Source organism: Allobosea sp. OAE752 (genome assembly GCF_050433265.1).
Lineage (GTDB): Bacteria > Pseudomonadota > Alphaproteobacteria > Rhizobiales > Beijerinckiaceae > Allobosea > Allobosea spartocytisi.
This window is the reverse complement of record NZ_JBNPXO010000002.1, coordinates 605694-623347: the sequence shown is the minus strand read 5'-3', so window position 1 is coordinate 623347 and position 17654 is coordinate 605694. Positions and strand designations below refer to the sequence as shown.

Annotated in this window: 17 protein-coding genes and 2 tRNA genes; 9 read left to right on the top strand and 10 right to left on the bottom strand. The window is 67.8% G+C overall.

Features of this window, described 5'->3' with window-relative positions; genetic code table 11:
- Positions 1-4: 4 nt before the first annotated feature.
- Complete coding sequence (gene flgF / locus GGC47_RS07875) at positions 5-748, bottom strand: flagellar basal-body rod protein FlgF (protein WP_038358622.1); 744 nt, start codon at positions 746-748, stop codon at positions 5-7.
- Between the two features lie 282 nt (positions 749-1030).
- Here flgF and fliL point away from each other — a divergent pair, with 282 nt between their 5' ends.
- From fliL to GGC47_RS07845, 6 genes are all read left to right on the top strand, one after another.
- Entirely contained in the window at positions 1031-1534 is a 504-nt protein-coding gene (fliL, locus tag GGC47_RS07870; RefSeq protein ID WP_038358623.1) for a flagellar basal body-associated protein FliL, read from the top strand.
- Positions 1535-1580: 46 nt separating this feature from the next.
- A complete protein-coding gene (gene fliM / locus GGC47_RS07865; protein WP_051987467.1) occupies positions 1581-2711 on the top strand; it encodes a flagellar motor switch protein FliM in 1131 nt (376 codons plus the stop codon).
- Positions 2712-2722: 11 nt separating this feature from the next.
- Entirely contained in the window at positions 2723-3184 is a 462-nt protein-coding gene (locus GGC47_RS07860) for a DUF6468 domain-containing protein (RefSeq protein ID WP_142021887.1), read from the top strand.
- Positions 3181-4005 (top strand): MotE family protein, encoded by an 825-nt coding sequence (locus GGC47_RS07855; RefSeq protein WP_370956212.1) that lies wholly within the window; start codon positions 3181-3183, stop codon positions 4003-4005. The genes GGC47_RS07860 and GGC47_RS07855 overlap by 4 nt, the downstream gene beginning before the upstream one ends.
- 237 nt (positions 4006-4242) lie before the next feature.
- The gene (locus GGC47_RS07850) at positions 4243-4524 is read left to right on the top strand and encodes a phosphate starvation-inducible protein PsiF (RefSeq protein ID WP_370956211.1); all 282 of its coding nucleotides are present in this window, start codon (positions 4243-4245) and stop codon (positions 4522-4524) included.
- Positions 4525-4645: 121 nt separating this feature from the next.
- Positions 4646-8080 (top strand): hypothetical protein, encoded by a 3435-nt coding sequence (locus GGC47_RS07845; RefSeq protein ID WP_370956210.1) that lies wholly within the window; start codon positions 4646-4648, stop codon positions 8078-8080.
- A gap of 99 nt (positions 8081-8179) precedes the next feature.
- On the opposite strand, the gene GGC47_RS07840 is transcribed toward GGC47_RS07845, so the two are convergent.
- The 3 genes from GGC47_RS07840 to GGC47_RS07830 all read right to left on the bottom strand — a co-directional run bounded on the left by GGC47_RS07840 (position 8180) and on the right by GGC47_RS07830 (position 11220).
- Complete coding sequence (locus GGC47_RS07840; RefSeq protein WP_113254706.1) at positions 8180-8524, bottom strand: lipid-A-disaccharide synthase N-terminal domain-containing protein; 345 nt, start codon at positions 8522-8524, stop codon at positions 8180-8182.
- On the bottom strand, positions 8524-9270 hold the full coding sequence (locus tag GGC47_RS07835; protein ID WP_038358626.1) for a glycosyltransferase family 2 protein: 747 nt from the start codon (positions 9268-9270) through the stop codon (positions 8524-8526). Before GGC47_RS07835 ends, GGC47_RS07840 begins: the two co-directional genes overlap by 1 nt.
- A 252-nt stretch (positions 9271-9522) precedes the next feature.
- Complete coding sequence (locus GGC47_RS07830; protein ID WP_429067561.1) at positions 9523-11220, bottom strand: ArnT family glycosyltransferase; 1698 nt, start codon at positions 11218-11220, stop codon at positions 9523-9525.
- 274 nt (positions 11221-11494) lie between these two features.
- On the opposite strand from GGC47_RS07830, the gene GGC47_RS07825 reads away from it, so the two are divergent.
- Positions 11495-11713, top strand: a complete 219-nt coding sequence (locus GGC47_RS07825) for a hypothetical protein (RefSeq protein ID WP_038358629.1) — start codon at positions 11495-11497, stop codon at positions 11711-11713.
- A 128-nt stretch (positions 11714-11841) separates the two neighbouring features.
- Here GGC47_RS07825 and GGC47_RS07820 read toward each other — a convergent pair.
- The 4 genes from GGC47_RS07820 to GGC47_RS07805 form a co-directional block, all read right to left on the bottom strand.
- Positions 11842-11918 (bottom strand) — tRNA-Arg (locus GGC47_RS07820).
- 29 nt (positions 11919-11947) lie between these two features.
- Complete coding sequence (locus tag GGC47_RS07815) at positions 11948-12253, bottom strand: ETC complex I subunit (protein WP_038358630.1); 306 nt, start codon at positions 12251-12253, stop codon at positions 11948-11950.
- A 66-nt stretch (positions 12254-12319) separates the two neighbouring features.
- A tRNA-Pro gene (locus tag GGC47_RS07810) sits at positions 12320-12396 on the bottom strand.
- Between the two features lie 99 nt (positions 12397-12495).
- Positions 12496-12978: a DUF192 domain-containing protein gene (locus tag GGC47_RS07805; protein WP_142021884.1), complete on the bottom strand. Its 483-nt coding sequence runs from the start codon at positions 12976-12978 to the stop codon at positions 12496-12498.
- Between the two features lie 204 nt (positions 12979-13182).
- On the opposite strand from GGC47_RS07805, the gene GGC47_RS07800 reads away from it, so the two are divergent.
- A complete protein-coding gene (locus GGC47_RS07800; protein ID WP_142021883.1) occupies positions 13183-15012 on the top strand; it encodes a hypothetical protein in 1830 nt (609 codons plus the stop codon).
- Positions 15002-15700 (top strand): CatB-related O-acetyltransferase, encoded by a 699-nt coding sequence (locus GGC47_RS07795; protein ID WP_142021882.1) that lies wholly within the window; start codon positions 15002-15004, stop codon positions 15698-15700. The genes GGC47_RS07800 and GGC47_RS07795 overlap by 11 nt, the downstream gene beginning before the upstream one ends.
- Here GGC47_RS07795 and GGC47_RS07790 read toward each other — a convergent pair.
- Both GGC47_RS07790 and GGC47_RS07785 read right to left on the bottom strand, forming a co-directional pair.
- Entirely contained in the window at positions 15687-16739 is a 1053-nt protein-coding gene (locus GGC47_RS07790) for an acyltransferase family protein (protein ID WP_142021881.1), read from the bottom strand. The two genes, GGC47_RS07795 and GGC47_RS07790, sit on opposite strands and share 14 nt — an antisense overlap.
- On the bottom strand, positions 16736-17617 hold the full coding sequence (locus tag GGC47_RS07785) for a glycosyltransferase family 2 protein (RefSeq protein WP_142021880.1): 882 nt from the start codon (positions 17615-17617) through the stop codon (positions 16736-16738). The genes GGC47_RS07790 and GGC47_RS07785 overlap by 4 nt, the downstream gene beginning before the upstream one ends.
- Positions 17618-17654: the final 37 nt, after the last annotated feature.

Below are 17654 nucleotides of genomic sequence, written 5' to 3'. Positions count from 1 at the left end.
CGGCTCAGGCCTGCTGGTCAGCCAGGCGCGAGATCGCCTTGCTGCGCAGGTCGTCGGAGCGGCTGATCATGTTCGCGACGTTCTGGTAGGCGCGCTGCACCTCCATCAGCCGGGTGAGTTCGGTGACGGCCTTGACGTTCGAGCGCTCGATCGAGCCGGGCTCCAGCCGCGTGCCGGCCGGGACGGCCTGCGGCGGCGTCGGCGAGGAGAACAGGTTCGTCCCCTCGCTCACCAGCGCAGTCGGATTGGCGAAGCGAACCTGCCGGAGCTTGCCGCGCGTGCCCTGGTCGCTCGTCACCGTGCCGTCGGCGGCGATGCGCATGTCGAATTCGGTGTTGCCGAAGGTGATCGGCCCCGCCTCGCCCATCACGGTCTGGCCGGACTGCGTCACGAGCTGGCCCTGGCGGTTGATCGTCAGCGAGCCGGCGCGGGTGTAGCGCTCGCCGCCGGCCGTCTGCACGACCAGGAAGTTGTCGCCTTTCAGCGCGACATCGAGCGGGTTGCCGGTGAACTCGGTCGCGCCCTGCGAAAGGTCGAGCGGCGTGCCCTTGTCGATGACATAGGACAGCGCTTGGTCGGCCGGCTTGAAGGCCTCGGCCTTGGCTTTCGGCATGACGAATTCGCTGAAGCGCGCGCTGCGCGCCTTGAATCCGCTCGTGCCGACATTCGCCATGTTGTTGGCGATGACGTCCAGCTCCCGCGACAGGGCGACCTGGCGCGAAAGGCCGATGAGAGAGGCGTTCTCCACGGCTTAACTCCCGATATGTCCCGCGGCGACCTCGACGCTCCCCAGCGCAGTCGCCACACCGGACACTCGGCAAGCGCCGTGCCAGCATGGTTAACTCAGGCAACATATTGATTTAAAACGGTTTTCTTGGCACCAGATCGATACCGACACCCGGCACAACCGTTCGCAACGGCAAGAATGGCCCGGCAAAATCTGCCGCCCTTAACGGGACGTTAACCGTGATTGGAGATGGTGCGGGAGAGGTCGGCAGGACGCCGGCCGGACGGCCCGGGGCTGAAGCAGATGGCGAAGAAAGCCAAGACCGAAGACGAAGGCGCCTCGGGCCAGGAAGCGGCGAAAGGCGGCAAGAAGAAGCTCGTCATCGTCATTGCCGCCGTCGCCTTGCTGGCCGCCGCCGGCGGCGGAGGCTACTGGTTCCTGTTCAAGCGGCCCTCGGCAGAGCAGGCCGCAGAGGCCGCCGCCAAGGTCAAGAAGCCCGCCACCTTCCTCGAAATGAAGGACATGATGATCGGCATGTCGAATGGCGGCCAGCAGGACCGTCAGCCGATCATGAAGATCAAGGTCGTGCTCGAGATCGGCGACGCCAAGGTCTCCGAGGAGGTCAAGCCGCTGCTGCCGCGCGTCGAGGACGCCTTCCAGATCTTCATGCGCGAATTGCGCCCCTCCGACCTCGATGGCTCGGCCGGCATGTATCGGCTGAAGGAGGAGCTCCTGCGCCGGGTCAACATGACGGTCTACCCCGCCAAGGTGGACGCCGTTCTGTTCAAGGAATTGCTGGTGCAATGAGCGCCTCCAATCGCCCCGACGACCGCAACGAAGTGACGGCATCCCGATGAGCCTCGAACGCGACAATCCGGATAAGCCCCGCGACCAGCCGCTGACGCCCGAGACGATGGCGGCAGAGTGGTCGACGATGCCCGCCACCTTCGAGGAGGATGGCGAGCAGGAAGGCGGCACCGACCGCCTGATGTCGCAGGACGAAATCGACACGATGCTCGGTTTCTCCAGCGCCGAGGACAGCGCCTCGCGCAACGGCATCCAGGCGATCGTCGATTCCGGCTCGGTCGCCTATGAGCGCCTGCCGATGCTCGAGATCATCTTCGAGCGTCTCGTGCGCCTGCTCTCGACCAGCCTGCGCAACTTCTTCACCGACAATGTCGAGGTGACGCTGGAGAGCATCCGCTCGGTGCGCTTCGGCGACTACGTCAACTCGATCTCGCAGCCGGCGCTGCTCTCGGTGTTCAAGGCCGAGGAATGGGATAATTTCGGCCTCGTCACCATCGAGACCGCCCTCACCTATTCGGTGCTGGACACGATGTTCGGCGGCAAGCGCGGCCAGCCCGCCCCGCGCGTCGACGGCCGCCCCTTCACCTCGATCGAGATCCAGCTGATCCGCCGCGTCATCCAGCTCGTGCTCGGCGACGCCGAGGCCGCCTTCAAGCCGCTCTCGCCGGTGACCTTCACCATCGACCGCGTCGAGTCGAACCCCCGCTTCGTCTCGATCTCGCGGCCGGCCAATGCCGCGATCCGCGTCGAGCTGAAGTTCGACATGGAAGGCCGGGGCGGCTCGCTGCACATCCTCCTGCCCTATGCGACCATCGAGCCGATCCGTGAATTGCTGCTCGAAAGCTTCATGGGTGAGAAGCTCGGGCGCGATCCGATCTGGGAAAACCACCTCGCCACCGAGGTCTGGCAGGCCGATGTCGACGTCACTTGCGTGCTGCACGAAACCCGGATGCCGCTGAAGCGCGTGATGCAGCTCGAGATCGGCGACACGCTGATGTTCGACGCCCGCCCGGACTCGGCCGTGTCGCTGCGCTGCGGCGACTTCATGGTGACCGAGGGGCGCGTCGGCCGGGTCGACGGCAAGATCGCCGTGCAGGTCACGAGCCCGCTGCGGCGCTCCAAGACCACGCTCGCCGCCTTCGACAGTCTCGCCAGCCATCTCGGCGCCACCAACTGAGCAGGACAGCCATGACGATCAACCTCATCGCCGATGCGCTCGTCGCCAGCCTGCTCGTCGCCACCATCATCACCTGCTACATCCTGGCCAAGCGCATCGAGCGGCTGAAGGCGGACGAGGCCGGGATGCGCCAGACCGTCGGCGCGCTCGTCACCGCGACCGACAATGCCGAACGCGCCATCGCCGGCCTCAAGAACACGCTCGGCGACTGCGACCGCACGCTGGAGGAGCGCCTGCGCACCGCCGAGCGCTACGCCGCCGACCTCGCCGCGCAGGTCGAGGCCGGCCAGGCCGTCATGGAGCGCATCGGCCAGATCGTCAGCGCCGCCGCCCTCGTCGCGAAGCCGGTAGCCGAAGCGCAGCCGACCGCCCCGGTCGAGCCGACCCCGCTCTCCCGCCTCGAAAGCGCCGCGCAGTCCGCCGCCGCGATCCGCGCCCGCGCCGCCCGTCGCCTCGAGGGCCAGGCTGCGTGATCGAACGCCCCCGCCTCCTGCCGGCAGTCATCCTCGGCGCCATGGGTCTCCTGGCGCTGAAGCTGCTCGCCTGGACGGCGGAGCCCTATCGGGGCACGATCCCGGCAAGCCCCCCGGCCTTCGCCGCCTCCGCCAAGGCGAAGCCCGAACCGGAAGTCCGGGGGCTCGCCAAGGGCGTCGCCCGGGCCCACGCTCCCGATATCTTCGACCCGGAGACGACGGGCTCGGTGCCCGCCCCCGATCCGAAGAAGGACAGGGAGAAGGCGGAAGCCGACGCCAAGGCGGAAGCCGCCCGCGCCGCGAACCCGAACAACAAGGCTGGCATCATGAACGGCACGGCGCAGCCCGTCTCGCCAGCCGAAAAGGCGCTGCTGGAACGCCTCGGCGAGCGCCGCGAGGAGCTCGACGGCCGCATGCGCGAGCTGGAGATGCGCGAGCGCCTGCTCGACACCGCCGAGAAGAAGCTCGACGGCCGCGTCGGCGACCTCAAGACCCTGGAAGAGAAGAACAGCCCGGCTGCCAGGGCCGCCGTCGAGGAATCCAAGGCGATCAAGAACCTCGTCATCATGTACGAGGCGATGAAGCCCAAGGACGCCGCCCGCGTCTTCGATCGGCTGAGCCTCGACGTGCTCGTGCCGGTGGTGCAGCAGATGAACCCGCGCAAGATGTCGGAAGTGCTCGCCGCCATGGCTCCCGAGCGGGCGGAGAAGCTCACCATCGCGCTGGCGACGAGCGGCCGCGGCCCGGCGCTCGACCGCGTCGCGAGCGAGGCCGCCCTACCGGGCAACGAACTCCCGGCGATCGCGCCGGCCTCGCGCTAGGGCATCGGCTCGAAAAAGGGCGTGCGGCTTTCGGGAAAAGCCGATGCCAAGACAACGAGCCAAGGCATCGGATCGAACACGAGACCGACCCAATGCCCTAGCCCCTGTACCCCGCCCCATCACGGTCAAGATTCATTCAGGAGCCGTTCAACCGGAGAGGCGCGAATTTCTGTCATCCGACAGCCGACCCGGCGACTGCCAGGAACCGATTATCCGGGTTATTGACGGACGACCTCCATGAAGCTGGCCCGCTACCTGCTCCCGCTCGCCATGCTCGCCATGACGACGAGCTATGGATTGGCGCAGACCGCCACCCCGGCCCCCTCCGCCCCGGCGAAGCCCGCCGTCACCGCGCCGGCTCCGGCTGCTCCCGCCAAGACGGCCACGACGGGCGCCAAGACCACGGTGAGCGCCGCCGACAAGGCTGCCAAGTCGAAGGAATGCTCGACCCAGGCCGATCAGAAGGGGCTCCACGGCAAGGCGCGCAAGCGCTTCCGCGACGACTGCAAGCGGCATTGATGCCGGCAAGCCGGGGCGCCGCGTTAAGCAGCCATTATGCTTGACGCAGTAACCTGCGCGCAGGTCGGCGCATCCCCCGGGATGCGAGTCCGGCCTGCCGCGTTGGGTCGAGTCTCCGGTTTTGCGTCTGTCGCGTTCCCTCGCTTTCGGTATCGGGCTGACCGCGCTTGTGCTTGCGGCCGGTCTGAATGCGCCTGCTCTTGCCGCCAGCGCCACGCTGCGCGGCGAGGCGATGCCGGCCGGCTTCGGCCGCCTTTCGCTCGCCTTCGACCAGCCGACGCAGACGCGCGTGCGCGTCGCCAACGGGGTGCTGATCGTCGCCTTCGGCGATCCTGTCACGGTCGATGTCGCGAAGGTCGCGCGCGAATTGCCGAACTATGTCTCGATCGCCCGCATCGATCCAGACGGGCGCGGCATGCGCTTCGCGCTGACGCAGCCCTATAAGGCCAATCTGATCGAGGCCGGCGACAAGGCCTTCATCGACCTCCTGCCGCAGAACTGGACCGGCCTGCTACCCGGCCCGCCGCCCGAGGTGATCGCGGAATTGACCCAGCGCCTGCGCCTGGCCGAGGCGAGGGCCAGGGAGGCGAGCCGACAGCCGCCGGCGCCCGCGGCCATGCTGTCGATGCGCAGCGCGAGCCTGCCGACGCTGGAGCGCCTGATCTTCAAGGCGCCTGCCGGCACGGCGATGGCGTCCGACCTCTCCGACGGCAAGCTCAAGCTCACCTTCGACCGGGCGATGAACGCTGACGAGGCCGCCCTTCGCACCGCCCTGCCAGAAGGCATCGCGCTGGCCGCGCTCGACGCCGGCAAGGAGCGGCTCAGCCTGACGCTCGCCTTGCCGCCGGACTGGCAGGCGCGCAGCTTCGACGACGAGACCGGGCTGGTCGTCGACCTGCTCAGGCCAGCCAAGCCTTCGGCGCTCTCGCTTGCGTCCCTGCAAACGCTGCCCGAGCCCGCAGCCACCCCCGTCGCCGCCTCGCCCGTGTCGGCGCAACCGGCCGAGGCCACGGCCGCGGGCGGCTCCGCTCCCGCCTCGGAAGCCAGGCCCACCCCCGGGGCGACACCACCCGCCGCAGTGCCGGCTGCGCCCGAGCCCGCCCCGTCCAAGGTCGCGATCGTCGCGGCCGAGAAGCGCCTCGACTTCCGCTTTCCCCGCCCCACCGGTGCCGCCGCCTTCCTCGACTCCGGCACGATGACGCTGGTTTTCGACACGCGCGACACCATTGACCCCGCCGATTTGACCGGGCGTTTGCCGCAGCAGATCGAGGACAGCACGGTCAGCCGCGAAGGCAAGGCCACGCTCGTCAGGCTGCGCCTCGCCGGCCAGCCGCTCGCCCGCTTCTTCGCAGACGGCAATGGCTGGTCGCTCGACCTCGCTGAGGAGGGCGGCGGGCCTGCCGCGGCGATCGAGCCACGGCGCGGCGTCGACGAGCGCGGCCAGACGATCCTCGCCGTGCCGATGCCCGGCCTGACCGGCGTGCACTGGCTGGAATCCGGACCTGCGGGACTGCCCGTCGCCGTCGCCACCACGCTCGGCCCGACCCGACTGACGCCGAAGCCCTACCGCTTCGTCGAGTTCGGACTTTTGCCCACCGCACAGGGCCTCGCCGTCCAGCCGCGCTCGGACGACGTCGTCACACGTGCCGGCACCAACGAGGTCCGTATCGGCCGTGCCGGAGGGCTCACCGTCTCGCTCGACCTCTCCGGCCAGGACGGGACCCAGGCTGCCGCCCAGTCGGACCAGCCGCCGCCGGCGCCTCCCCTCCTCGACCCCGAGCGCTGGGCCAAACTGCGCCTCGGCTCGCCGCAGGAGCAGGCCCGGGCCCTGATCCAGGATGCGGCGGGCGCATCGCGGAGCCACAAATCGGAAGCAAGGCTGGCGCTCGCCCGCTTCTACCTGGCAAATCACCTCGCCCCCGAGGCCCTTGGCCCGCTCGATGCGCTGATGCGGGACGATCAGCCGATGCGCGCGAATCGCGAAGCGCTCTTCCTCAAGGGCGTCGCGGCGGCGCAGATGCACCGCAACCCGGAAGCGCTCGCCGCCTTCGAGGCGGCGCCGATCAAGGACGATGCGGAAGCCTCCCTCTGGCGCGCCCTGATCGAGCAGCGCCTCAATCGCAATGCCCAGGCCCTTGCCGGGTTCCGTCGCGGCGAAGCGTTTCTCGAGCGCTACCCGGCCGACCTTCAGGGAGAATTCCGCGAGGCGATGACGCGTGCCGCCCTCGCGACGCAGGACATGGGCATGGCCGAGCGGCAGGTCCAGGCCCTCGCCGACATGCCGCGCGACAGCTTCGATCAGGAGAAGCTGGCTCTGCTGCAGGCGATGCTCGACGACGCCAGCGGGCGCGCCGACATCGCGATGAACGGCTACCGACCCCTGTTCGAGGCCACGAGCCGCCCCGTCGCGGCGGAGGCGCAACTGCGCGCGGTGAAGCTCGCCGACACCGACAAGCGCAGCGACCTGAAGGTCGACGAGGCCGTCGCCCGGCTCGAAACCGTCTCGGTGGTCTGGCGTGGCGGCCGCGTCGAGATCGAAGCCCTGGCCGAGCTCAACCGGCTTTACACCGACCAGAAGCGCTGGCGGGACGCTTTCCTGATCGCTCGCCGCGCCAACGAGAATTTCCCCGACGATCCGCTGACCCGGCGGATGCATGACGAGACGGCACAGCGCTTCGCCGAGCTCTTCGCCGATGGCGGCGCCGACAAGCTGCCGCGCATCGACGCGCTCGCCCTCTTCTACGATTTCAAGGAGTTCCTGCCGATCGGCCGGCGCGGCGACGAGATCACCCGCCTGCTCGCCGACAGGTTGGTGGAGCTCGACCTGCTCGACCAGGCGGCCGAGATCCTGAAATACCAGATGGACCGACGCCTGACGGGGGCGGCACGCTCGACGGTCGCCGCGCGTCTCGCCATGATCGACCTGATGAACGGCAAGCCCGCCGATGCGGTGCGCGCCCTCAACGCGACGCGCCTCGTCGAATTGCCGGCCGATGTCAGGCGCGCCCGCCTGCTGCTGGAAAGCAAGGCCCTGTCCGACCTCTCGCGCACCGATCAGGCCTTCGAGATGCTCGAGAGCGAGCGCGGCCCGGAAGTCGACCGGCTACGTGCGGATATCTATTGGACCGGCCGGCGCTGGCGCGAGGCGGGCGAGGCCTATGAGCGCATCCTCGACGAGAGCTGGCGCGGTGACAGCCCGCTCACCGATAGCCAGCGGGCCGACGTGATGCGCGCCGGCATCTCCTATGTGATGGCGAACGAAGCGCTCTCGCTCGACCGGCTGCGCAGCAAATTCGCGCCGAAGATGGCCCAGAGCGCCGATGCCCGCACCTTCGCCTTCATGACCGGGGCGAACCGGAACAAGGCGGCCGACATCCGCGAGCTGGCGCGCGCCGCCGCCAGCGCCGACACGATCTCGGAGTTCCTCAAGGCCTATCGCGAGCGCTACCCGGCCTATTCCGCGGCGATGCGCAAGCCGCAACCGCCGGGCGCGGCCGGGCCAGCTCCGGCCGCCCAGGGCGCGGCGGCCGACGGCGCCCCGCAGTCGAACGGTTGAGAGACCTCCGTTCCGTCATTCCGGATCGGCGCGGTTTCGCCGCTTGTCCGGAATGACGACTTTCGGCTGACGACGTCGGCCTCCGGCACCGAACGAACCTCAGCCCGGCCCGGAATTGGTATCCTCGCCTCGCGCCTTGGCCCGCAGCACGAATTGCAAGTTGCGGAGATAGACGAAGACGCCGAAGCCCTGGCCGACGATGAAGACGGGATCGCGCCGATAAAGCGCGTAGACCAGCAGCAATGCTCCGCCACCGATCGAGAACCACCAGAACGTCATCGGCACGACCGAGCGCTTCGCCTTCTCGCTCGCCAGCCATTGCACGACGAAGCGCATGGTGAAGAGTCCCTGCGCCACCACGCCGAGCAGCACCCACCAGTCGATGTTGTTGACGAAGACGTCGTGGAAATAGTTTCCGACGGCCTGTTGCAGGTCGATCAGCATCAGAGGGTCTCCGCGACGATCTGCGGCACGCGCTTGCGCCGGCGGATCAGCCACCAGACGCCGGCAAGGTCGAGGATGCCGACCCAGAGCCGGTCGAAGAAGCCGTAATTCGAGACGCCGGTGAGCCGCGGCCGGTCGCGCACATCGACATGCACCACCCCGTAGCCCTCCCGCACCATCAGCGCCGGCATGAAGCGATGCAGCGCATCGAAATAGGGCAGCGCCAGATAGGCCTCGCGCCGGAAGCATTTCAGCCCGCAGCCGGTATCGCGCGTGCCGTCCCTGAGCACGCGCACGCGCACGGTGTTGGCGATGCGCGATTGCAGTTTCTTGAAGCCGGTGTCCTTGCGGCCGACGCGCTGCCCTTGCACCAGCCCGGCCGCCAGCCCGGCCTTCTGAAGGGCCTCGACCATCTCCGGCAGGAAAACGGGATCGTTCTGGCCGTCGCCGTCGAGCGTCGCGACGATGGCCGAGCGGGCATGGCGCACGCCGCTGCGCACCGCCGCGCTCTGCCCGCAGGATTGCGCATGGGTGACGACGCGCAGCCAGGGCTTGGCCGCCGCGAGCGCCGCCAGCGCCGCGGCCGTCCCGTCCGTGGAGCCGTCATTGACGTAGACGACCTCGAAAGGGCCGATCGCGGCGCAGGCCTTTTCGATGTCGGCGACGAGCGGCGCGATGTTGCCCTCTTCATTGCGCACGGGCACGACGACGCTGAGCAAGGGCTGAGGGGAAGGGACTTCGGTCAAAACGGCTTCATCCGGGACATGGCTGGCACTGCTCTAGAGCAAGATGCGGCTGTGTGTGAACCACTTTTGCGTTCTGGACGGCACTGTGGACATTCCACCCCTCACCCTGAGGAGCGATGACAGGGAGCATCCTGGAGGATGTTTCGGGACGCTCGGGAGCCATCCGAAGCATCCTTCAAGACGCCATTTCCGGCGAAACGGCGTCCCGGGACGAGGGCCTTTCTCATGTCCATCTGGTTCCGGGGCCGATGGTCAGCCCGGTTCCTTGGCGAAGACGGAGATCGAAAGCTTGCGCCCGCCATTCAGGTTGAATCCCTCGATCGTCGTTAGCAGGCGCGGTTTCACCGGCGAAGCAGCCAGCGCCGCGTCGAATTCGCCGGCGAAGCGGCTCTCCACGAAGGCGACGCGGCATCCGGGCTGATCGAGGAAGGCGGCGGCCTGCGTCCCGCCCGCCGCCATGGCAAGATCGGTACCGGTCAGGAAGACGAGACTCGGCTCGCGATAACCCAGCGTGATCACGGCCGGATCGGCGCAGCCCGCCGCCTTCGCTGCCTGTGCCAGCCGCGGCGAGAGCTTGAGCGAGCGCAGGCTCTCGATGGCGAAGGGATAGATCGCGACGGTCAGGAACAGGCTCGCCAGCACGCAGCGCCAGAGCGCGCCCTCGAATTCGAGCCGCCGAAATGCGGCAACGACGCTCACCCCGACCGTCAGGACGAGCGCGAAGAACGGCAGCGCCAGCCACGGGACCGCATGATCCAGCGTCCAGTTGCCGAAGATCACCACGGCCATCAGGGCGAGCGGCACGGTCACGACGAGCGTCGCCGTCGCCACCGCCCCGCGCCGGTGACGAGCGATACCGCCATTGACGACAGCCAGCAGCAGCAAGGCCGTGATCGCCGGATAGAGCGGCAGCACGTAATGCGGCAGCTTGGTCGGCACCGCCTCGAAGACGATCCAGGACGGCAGGATCCAGGCGATCAGGAACAGGATCTGCGGCTCCTTGCGCCGAACCCAGGCGAAGGGCACCGCCATGGCGGCGAAGGCCGCTGCCGGCCAGTAGGTCGCGAAGAAGAAGAGGAGATAGAGCCCCGGCGGCCCCCAATGCTTCTCCTGCCCCTCGGCGACCTTGCCGAGCATGTCCTGCCCGACGCTCTCGGCGAAGAAGCTGCCGCCGGTCTTGACCATGATCGCGACGAACCAGGGCATCGCGACGATCAGGCAGAGCAGCAGCCCCGGCCCGAAGCGCAGCGGCTTCAGCCAGCGGAAGGAGCGCTGGCTCGCGCTCAGCACGAGGATGGCGAGACCCCAGACCATCGGCACGATCGGGCCCTTGATCAGCAGGCCGATGGCGGTGGCGCCCCAGAACACCAGCCAGTTGCGCCGGCTCGGCACGAAGGCGAGCGAGCGTGTCCAGTCCAGCCAGGTGCGGGCGAGCGCGCCCATGCTGGCGACGGCACAGGCGGCGAGCACGGCATCGGTCTTGGCGATACGCGCCTCGACGCCGAGCAGCACCGCCGTCGCCATCAGAGCAGCGCCCAGAAGCGCAAGCGGCGGCGACAGGAAGGCCAGCAGCGCCCAATAGGTCAGGAGCACGGTCGCCGTCGCGCCGATCAGCGAAGGAAGGCGATAAAGCCAGATCTGCGTGCGTGCCTCGGGCACACCGAGCGCGGCGCCGGCCTTCACCGCCGCGCTTTGCAGCCAGTAGATGCCGACGGGCTTCTTGTGCCGCGCCTCCTCCTGGAAGCGGATATCGACGAAATCGCCCGTCTCCAGCATCTGCTTGCTGGCCTGGGCGAAGCGCGGCTCGTCGCGGTCGATCGGCTGCAGCGTGCTGAAGCCCGGCAGGAAGGCACAAAGCGAGAGCAGCAGCAGGAAGGCACAGGCGCGCGCGTGGCTGGCCGAGACGAAAGCCGTGAGCCGGTCGATCGCGGGCGTGAGTGAAAACATCATCCATCCTCGCGACGCCGAGGCCGCGCTTTTGCCGAGAGAGCCGGTCTAGCCGAAGAGCCGCTCCCGATGAAGCGCCTTTCGGGCGCGATCAAGGCAGCGCGCCTGGCCCGAGCGCAGATGCCGGGCGCTGAGCCGGGCGCCTGCCAGACCCGCCCGCCGCGTTGGAGGGCTCGGCCCAATCCGCAATCAGGCGCTGGCTTCGAAATTGCGCGGCCGTCGGCAGCTATGCCTATGCCGGCCCGATTTGAAACAGTTTGTACCGCATGGGGCCATCATGTCGTTGAAGCACGACCAAAAACAGTTCGTCTCGAACTATGACGAGTGCACCGTTCTTCTGTTGAGCGCGTTTTTCTGCGTGACCGGGCAAACGGCAGCAGACAACCACTTGCGAAAGGCCATCGAAGGCCTGCTGGTCGACCTGACCGAAGCCGAAAAGGAAAGAGCCCTTTCGAACATCGTACAGTTCGATCCGCGACACCCGCGCGGTCGCTGATCACTGGCGAGGCTGGAGCGTTCCGGGAACGATGCGCCGCACCCATCGGCGCGGCTCCAAGTCAGAATGACAGCGGCATGCCTGTCAGAACGCCTCGAAGAACAAAGAGGAATTCCGCTATGAAACGATGGCGAGCCCGGCAGGATTCGAACCTGCGACCAGCAGCTTAGAAGGCTGCTGCTCTATCCATCTGAGCTACGGGCCCGTAACCGGTTCTATCCTCGCCTCGACGCTTCAGTGCGTCCACTGGCCGATGCGCGAGAATTTGAAATTGTCCGAATAGGAGATCGAGCGGCGCACCGGCTCATGCGGCTGCTCGACGCGATAGGGGATGCCGTTGCGCGTCGCATAGGCAACCGCCTCGGCCTCGCTGTCGAACCAGAGCTTGAGCTGGCTCTTCATGTCGGAGGAGGAGGTCCAGCCCATCAGGGGCTCGATCTGGCGGGCGCTTTCCGGCTCGTATTCGAGCAGCCAGCGCTCGGTCTTGGCCGTGCCGGACTGCATGGCCGTGCGGGCGGGGCGATAGATGCGTGCGGTCATGAAAGCGCTCTGCCGTCACAAAATCCCATGCAGCCCGAAAGCCAGGCTGCGGCGTGACGTTTCCAGTGGTCGGGGCACCAGGATTCGAACCTGGGACCCTCTGCTCCCAAAGCAGATGCGCTACCGGGCTGCGCTATACCCCGACGGCACTCGAAACGTTGCGGTTCGCTATCACGCCATGGGCCGAACCCGCAAGCCAAAGCGAAGCGGTCTCGCCCCCACAGGACGCCGCCCGTCGCCGTTCAGCGCTTGAACAGCGCGTGCTCGACCTTGTCGCCCGGCTTGATGCCGAGCTGCCGGCTGACACCGCCGTTGATTTCCAGCACCGACAGCACCGGCTCGCCGGACGGAATCGTCCGCGTCGACAGCGGCTCGGTGTTCTCCGCGATGCGCGCGACCGTGCCATCGGCCCGGATGAACAGCATGTCGAGCGGAATATAAGTATTCTGCATCCACATCGCCACCGGCTCGCTGCCTCCGAAGTCGAACAGCATGCCCCGGTCCGGCGGCAGGTAGTTGCGATACATCAGGCCCTTGGCGCGCTGGTCCGGCGTGCGCATCACCTCGACATGGAAAGCGTGCCGCGTGCCGCCGCTCACGATCGTCAGCGCTTCGAGCCCGGGCGCCTCCCCTGCGGCCGGCTGGGCCTGTGCCCTCGCCCCCAGGGGAGCGAGCGCGACGAGGAAAAGCGCGATTGCGGCGAAAGCGGTCCGGAGGGCATGCATCGCTTCTGAACTCCATGGCGATCGTCGCCGGGCTCCGAGCTAGAAGGCGGCGATGGCGAATCTTCGGCAGAAGACAGCTTTCCGCCGTCTCAGGTCAAGAATTCCGTCATGATCATTCGCTCCTATGACGCCCTCGAGCGAAGGACGGCTTTCTTTCGCCGCTCGGTTGCGGCAGTTTCGCCCGGCACTGAACAGGAGAATATCATGACCGCTGCGCGCCTTCGCCGGCCAACGCATCTCGGGAACACGGCCCTCGCGGCTGTTTTCGTCGCGCTTTCCGCTCCTGCCTGGGCCGCGGATTTCCAGGTCGACAACGTCCGCATCGATCTGGGCCGGCTCGTCATCAGCATCCCGAAGGTCGCCGTCAAAGGCTCGAATCTCGAGAAGGACGCCTTCCTCGCGCTTTTCGCCAGCGGTGCGAACGAAACCGCCTCGACCCGAATCGCGAAGCTGACCGCAACCGAGATCAGCGCGCCCGAGCTCACCATGGAGCAGGCGTTCGGCGAGCAGAAGCAGTCCACGACCTATCGTGACATCCGCTTCACCGACATCCGCGACGGCAAGATCGCGCATGGCGAATCGGGGAGCGCCAGCCTCAGCGCCCTGGGTGGCCCTGCCGGGGCGATGAAGGGCACGCTGAAGCGCACCGCTTTCGACATGCTCGATCTCAAGCAGTCGGCGCGTGTCCTCACCGAGAAGGCGACGCCCGGGACGAACGAGCCCTATGTCCCGGTGATCGGCAGCTTCGAGCAGGACGGCTACGACATCGACATGGGCCAGGCCGGCAAAATGTCGATCGGCAAGACCACGGCGCGCGGCTTCACGGCGAAGGTCGGGCCGGAGCCCCTGCTCGACCTCCTCGACAAGGTCGGTAAGGGCTCCGAGGAGCTCGAGAAGAAGGCGGACGACAAGTCGGCCGCCAAGGACGACAAGAGCGATGTCGAGAAGCGCTTCGCCCTGTCGATGCTGACGCTGTTCGACATGTTCGACTACGGCAGCGGCGAGGCACGCGATTTCAAGGCCCTGATCCGCCCGCCTGCGGCAGACAAGGGCGCCAAGCCGAAGGATCCGGTCGAATGGACGATCGCGCGCATGGCCTTCGGCGAGAATGCGCCGGACAAGTCGGGCTTCGCGATCGAAGGCATGGCGTTCACCAGCGGCCCCGGCAAGGGCAAGGTCGATTCGATCAGCTATTCCGGCTTCTCCTTCGGGAATGCCGCGCGTGAGTTGCGCGCCGCCCTCGCCGGCCCCGACCAGGATATCGCGAATATCGACTACCGGCGCTTCATTCCGAAGATCGGAACCGTCCGCCTGACCGGGCTTTCGGTCGATGCGCCGCCGATCATCCCGGGCAAGCAGCCGATCAAGATCGCTCTCGGCACCTTCGAGCTGAAGGGTGGCGAGCCGCTGAACGGCATTCCGACCAGCCTCGGCCTGACGATCGACAAGCTGGTCACGCCGGTCGTCGATACCGGCGACAATCCGGGAATCGCAGAGCTGCTCGCCATGGGCATCGACAAGCTCGACCTCTCGGCGAAGCTCGACCTGGCCTGGGAGGCAGCGAAGAACGAGCTCGCCATCCGCACCCTCTCGCTCGGCAGCGCCGGCCTGGTGCAGCTCGATGCCAACGGCACGCTCGCCAATGTGACGCAGGACCTGTTCTCGAGCGATCTCGCGCTCGCCCAGGTGGCGGCGCTCGGCGCGACGGCCCGCAACCTCCAGATCAAGCTGCAGAATTTCGGTCTCGTCGAGAAACTGATCGCGAAGCAGGCGCGCGACACCGGCCGCAAGGTCGAGGAGGTGCGCCAACAGTTCACCATGGTCGCGAGTGTCGGGCTCGCCGCCATGCTGGGCCCGTCCGATGCGGCGAAGACCCTGGCGTCGGCGGCCTCGCGCTTCGTCGCCAAGCCCGGCACGCTGACGATCGACGCCACGGCGAAATCGCCGTCCGGCCTCGGCCTCGCCGACGTGCTGACCATCACCCAGCCGACCGAGATCTTCGACAAGATCGATGTCAAGGCCGATGCCCGATAAGTCGGAGGGCGCCATCGCGCCCGAGGATCGCGACTGGCGCCCTTCCGCGCTGCAGGCCTGGTGGGCGGGCCTGCCGCCCGTCACCCGCGGCCTGCTGCGCAAATACGTGAACCGCGACAACCAGACCCGGCTGCATCTGGCGCATCTCATCGCCCGGCGGCCGGGCCAGATCGTCGCCGGCGCCTATACCTATGGCCGGCCGAAGGTGCGCTTTCCCGAGAGCGGGGCGAAGCTCGTCATCGGCCGCTACGGCTCGATTGCTGACGGCGTCGAGATCCTGCTCGGCGGCAACCACCGGCTCGACTGGACGACGACCTATCCCTTCCCGGCCCTGCCCGGGCTCTGGCCGGCAGCGACCGGCTTCACCGGGCATGACGCGACACGCGGCGACGTCGTCATCGGCCACGACGTCTGGCTCGGCTCGCAATGCATGATCCTGTCGGGCGTGACGATCGGCCATGGCGCCGTCATCGCCGCCCGCGCCGTGGTCAGGCGCGACGTGCCGCCCTATGCCATCGTCGCCGGCAATCCGGCCCGCGTCTTCCGCCTGCGCTTCGACGAGGCGAAGGTCGCGGCCTTGCTGGAGACGCGCTGGTGGGATCTGCCCAAGCCGCGGATCGACGCGTTGCTGCCGCTCCTGCTCAGCAGCCGCATCGAGGAGTTCATCGCCGCGGTCAGGAGCCCTTGAGCAGGCGGCGCTTCAGGCCCAGCGCCGGCTTCTCGACGAGGAACCAGGACAGCGCCGCCACGACCAGCGTGACGGCGAGCGAAGGCCAGAGCAGCGCCATCGCCCCGAGGCCCGGGAACAGCGCATGCAGCGCCTGCTGCGCCGGCCAGCCATAGAGATAGACGCCGTAGGAGAGATCGGCCGGCGGCTCGACCGAACGGCGTGTCAGAGCCGGGGCCAGCGCCAGCACAAGGACGCCCCAGGCGCTGACGAGATAGAGCGCCGCCTTGTAGAGCGGCGTGAAGGACAGCGGCACCAAGGCGAGAATGGCCAGCGCCAGCAGCGGCAGCGAGAGCGGCACCCTCTCGCGATAGAGATAGCACAGCCCCCCGGCGAGGAAGATCAGCGGCAGGCGCAGCGCCGTCTCGGTGCCTTTCGATCCATGAGGCGTCACGACCTCGCGCAGCACCACCGCCAGCGTCAGGGCCAGCCCGGCCGCCAGCATGACGCGCGGCTTCGCCAGCAGGCCGGCGAGCCCGGCGACGAGCACGCCGAGATAGCACAAAGTCTCGTATTTCAGCGTCCACACCGTTCCCATCGGGAATTGCAGCGGGTTGTGCTCGAAGACGCCGGGAAGCGCCGCTGAGCTCTTGAAGCTGGTCAGCGTCGCGGAGATGAAGCGCCAGAGCCGCGGGTCCCTGACATAGCTGCCGAGATCGAGCGAGGTCATCGCCGCGCCGAGCAGCAGCGCCACGACCAGCGTCGCCGCGATCAGGCCGGGCGCGATCCTGAGCAGCCGCGCCACCACATAGTCGCGCCAGCCGCGCCTGACGAAGCTCATCGTCACGAGGAAGCCGGAAATCGCGAAGAAGCCGTTGACCGCATGCTCGCCGAGCGTGAAGCCGGTGGTCTGGAACCAGGGCTCCTGCTCGACCCGCCCGTCGGTGACGCTGAAGGCGTGCGAGACGACCACGGCGAGCGCCATCACCAGCCTGAGCAGGCCGAAATTATTGTGCGGATTGGCGAGCGCCTTCTCGATCCCCGGTGCGTTGCGGATCATGGCGCAGTCTCCAGCCCTTCATATGCCAGCGCCGTCTCGCCGCGCGCCCAGGCCCGCGCGCCGGCGGCGGAACCGGCATGGGCGAACATCTTCTCGCGGTTGAGGAGGACGCCGTAACCCAATGTCTTGCCGAGATTCTCCAGCCTGCGCAGCGGCGCCGGCTCCGGCAGGCCATATTTGCGGGCGATGTAATGCTCCGACCAGGCGAGGTGCCAGCGCGCCTTGAAGCGCCGCTGCGGAGACGGTGCGCTCGACTTCCCCCGCCCATGCCGTGCCTCGGCACCATCGACATGGATGAGGGCATGGCCGGCATCGCGCATCCGCCGGCAGAGATCGTCATCCTCGTAGAACAGGAAGATCGCCGGATCGAAGCCGCCGAGCGCGAGGAAGGTTTCGCGCGGGATCAGCAGGCAGGCACCGGAGAGGAACGGCAGGCAGGCATCTCCCTCCGGCACGACCATCGCACCGCTGCGATTGAGATGATCAGGCGAGAGCAACGAGCGCGGCTGCAGGAAGACGCGCCCCGAGGGCTCGACGATGCGCGGTGCCAGCATCCCGGCATCGGGGTAGCGCCCGGCCGCCGCCAGCAAAGCAGCGGCAGCGCCCCGCTTCAGCTCCAGATCGGGATTGACGATCAGCACATAGGGCGTATCCGCCGCCGCCACGCCGAGATTGTTGGCGCGGCCATACCCTTCGTTGCGGGCATTGGCGATAACGCGCGCACCGCGCTTCTCCGCGATGCCCCGGCTGTCGTCGCCGCTGGCATTGTCGACGACGATCGCCGGCACGCCCTCGCCTGCCAGCGCATCGAGGCAGGCAGGCAGAACTTCGGCGCTGTCGTAGCTGACGACGATGGCGGTGATCGCGGCGGCAGGCATTGCGGCCTTCTGGCCATGCGAACCGGCCGGAATCAAG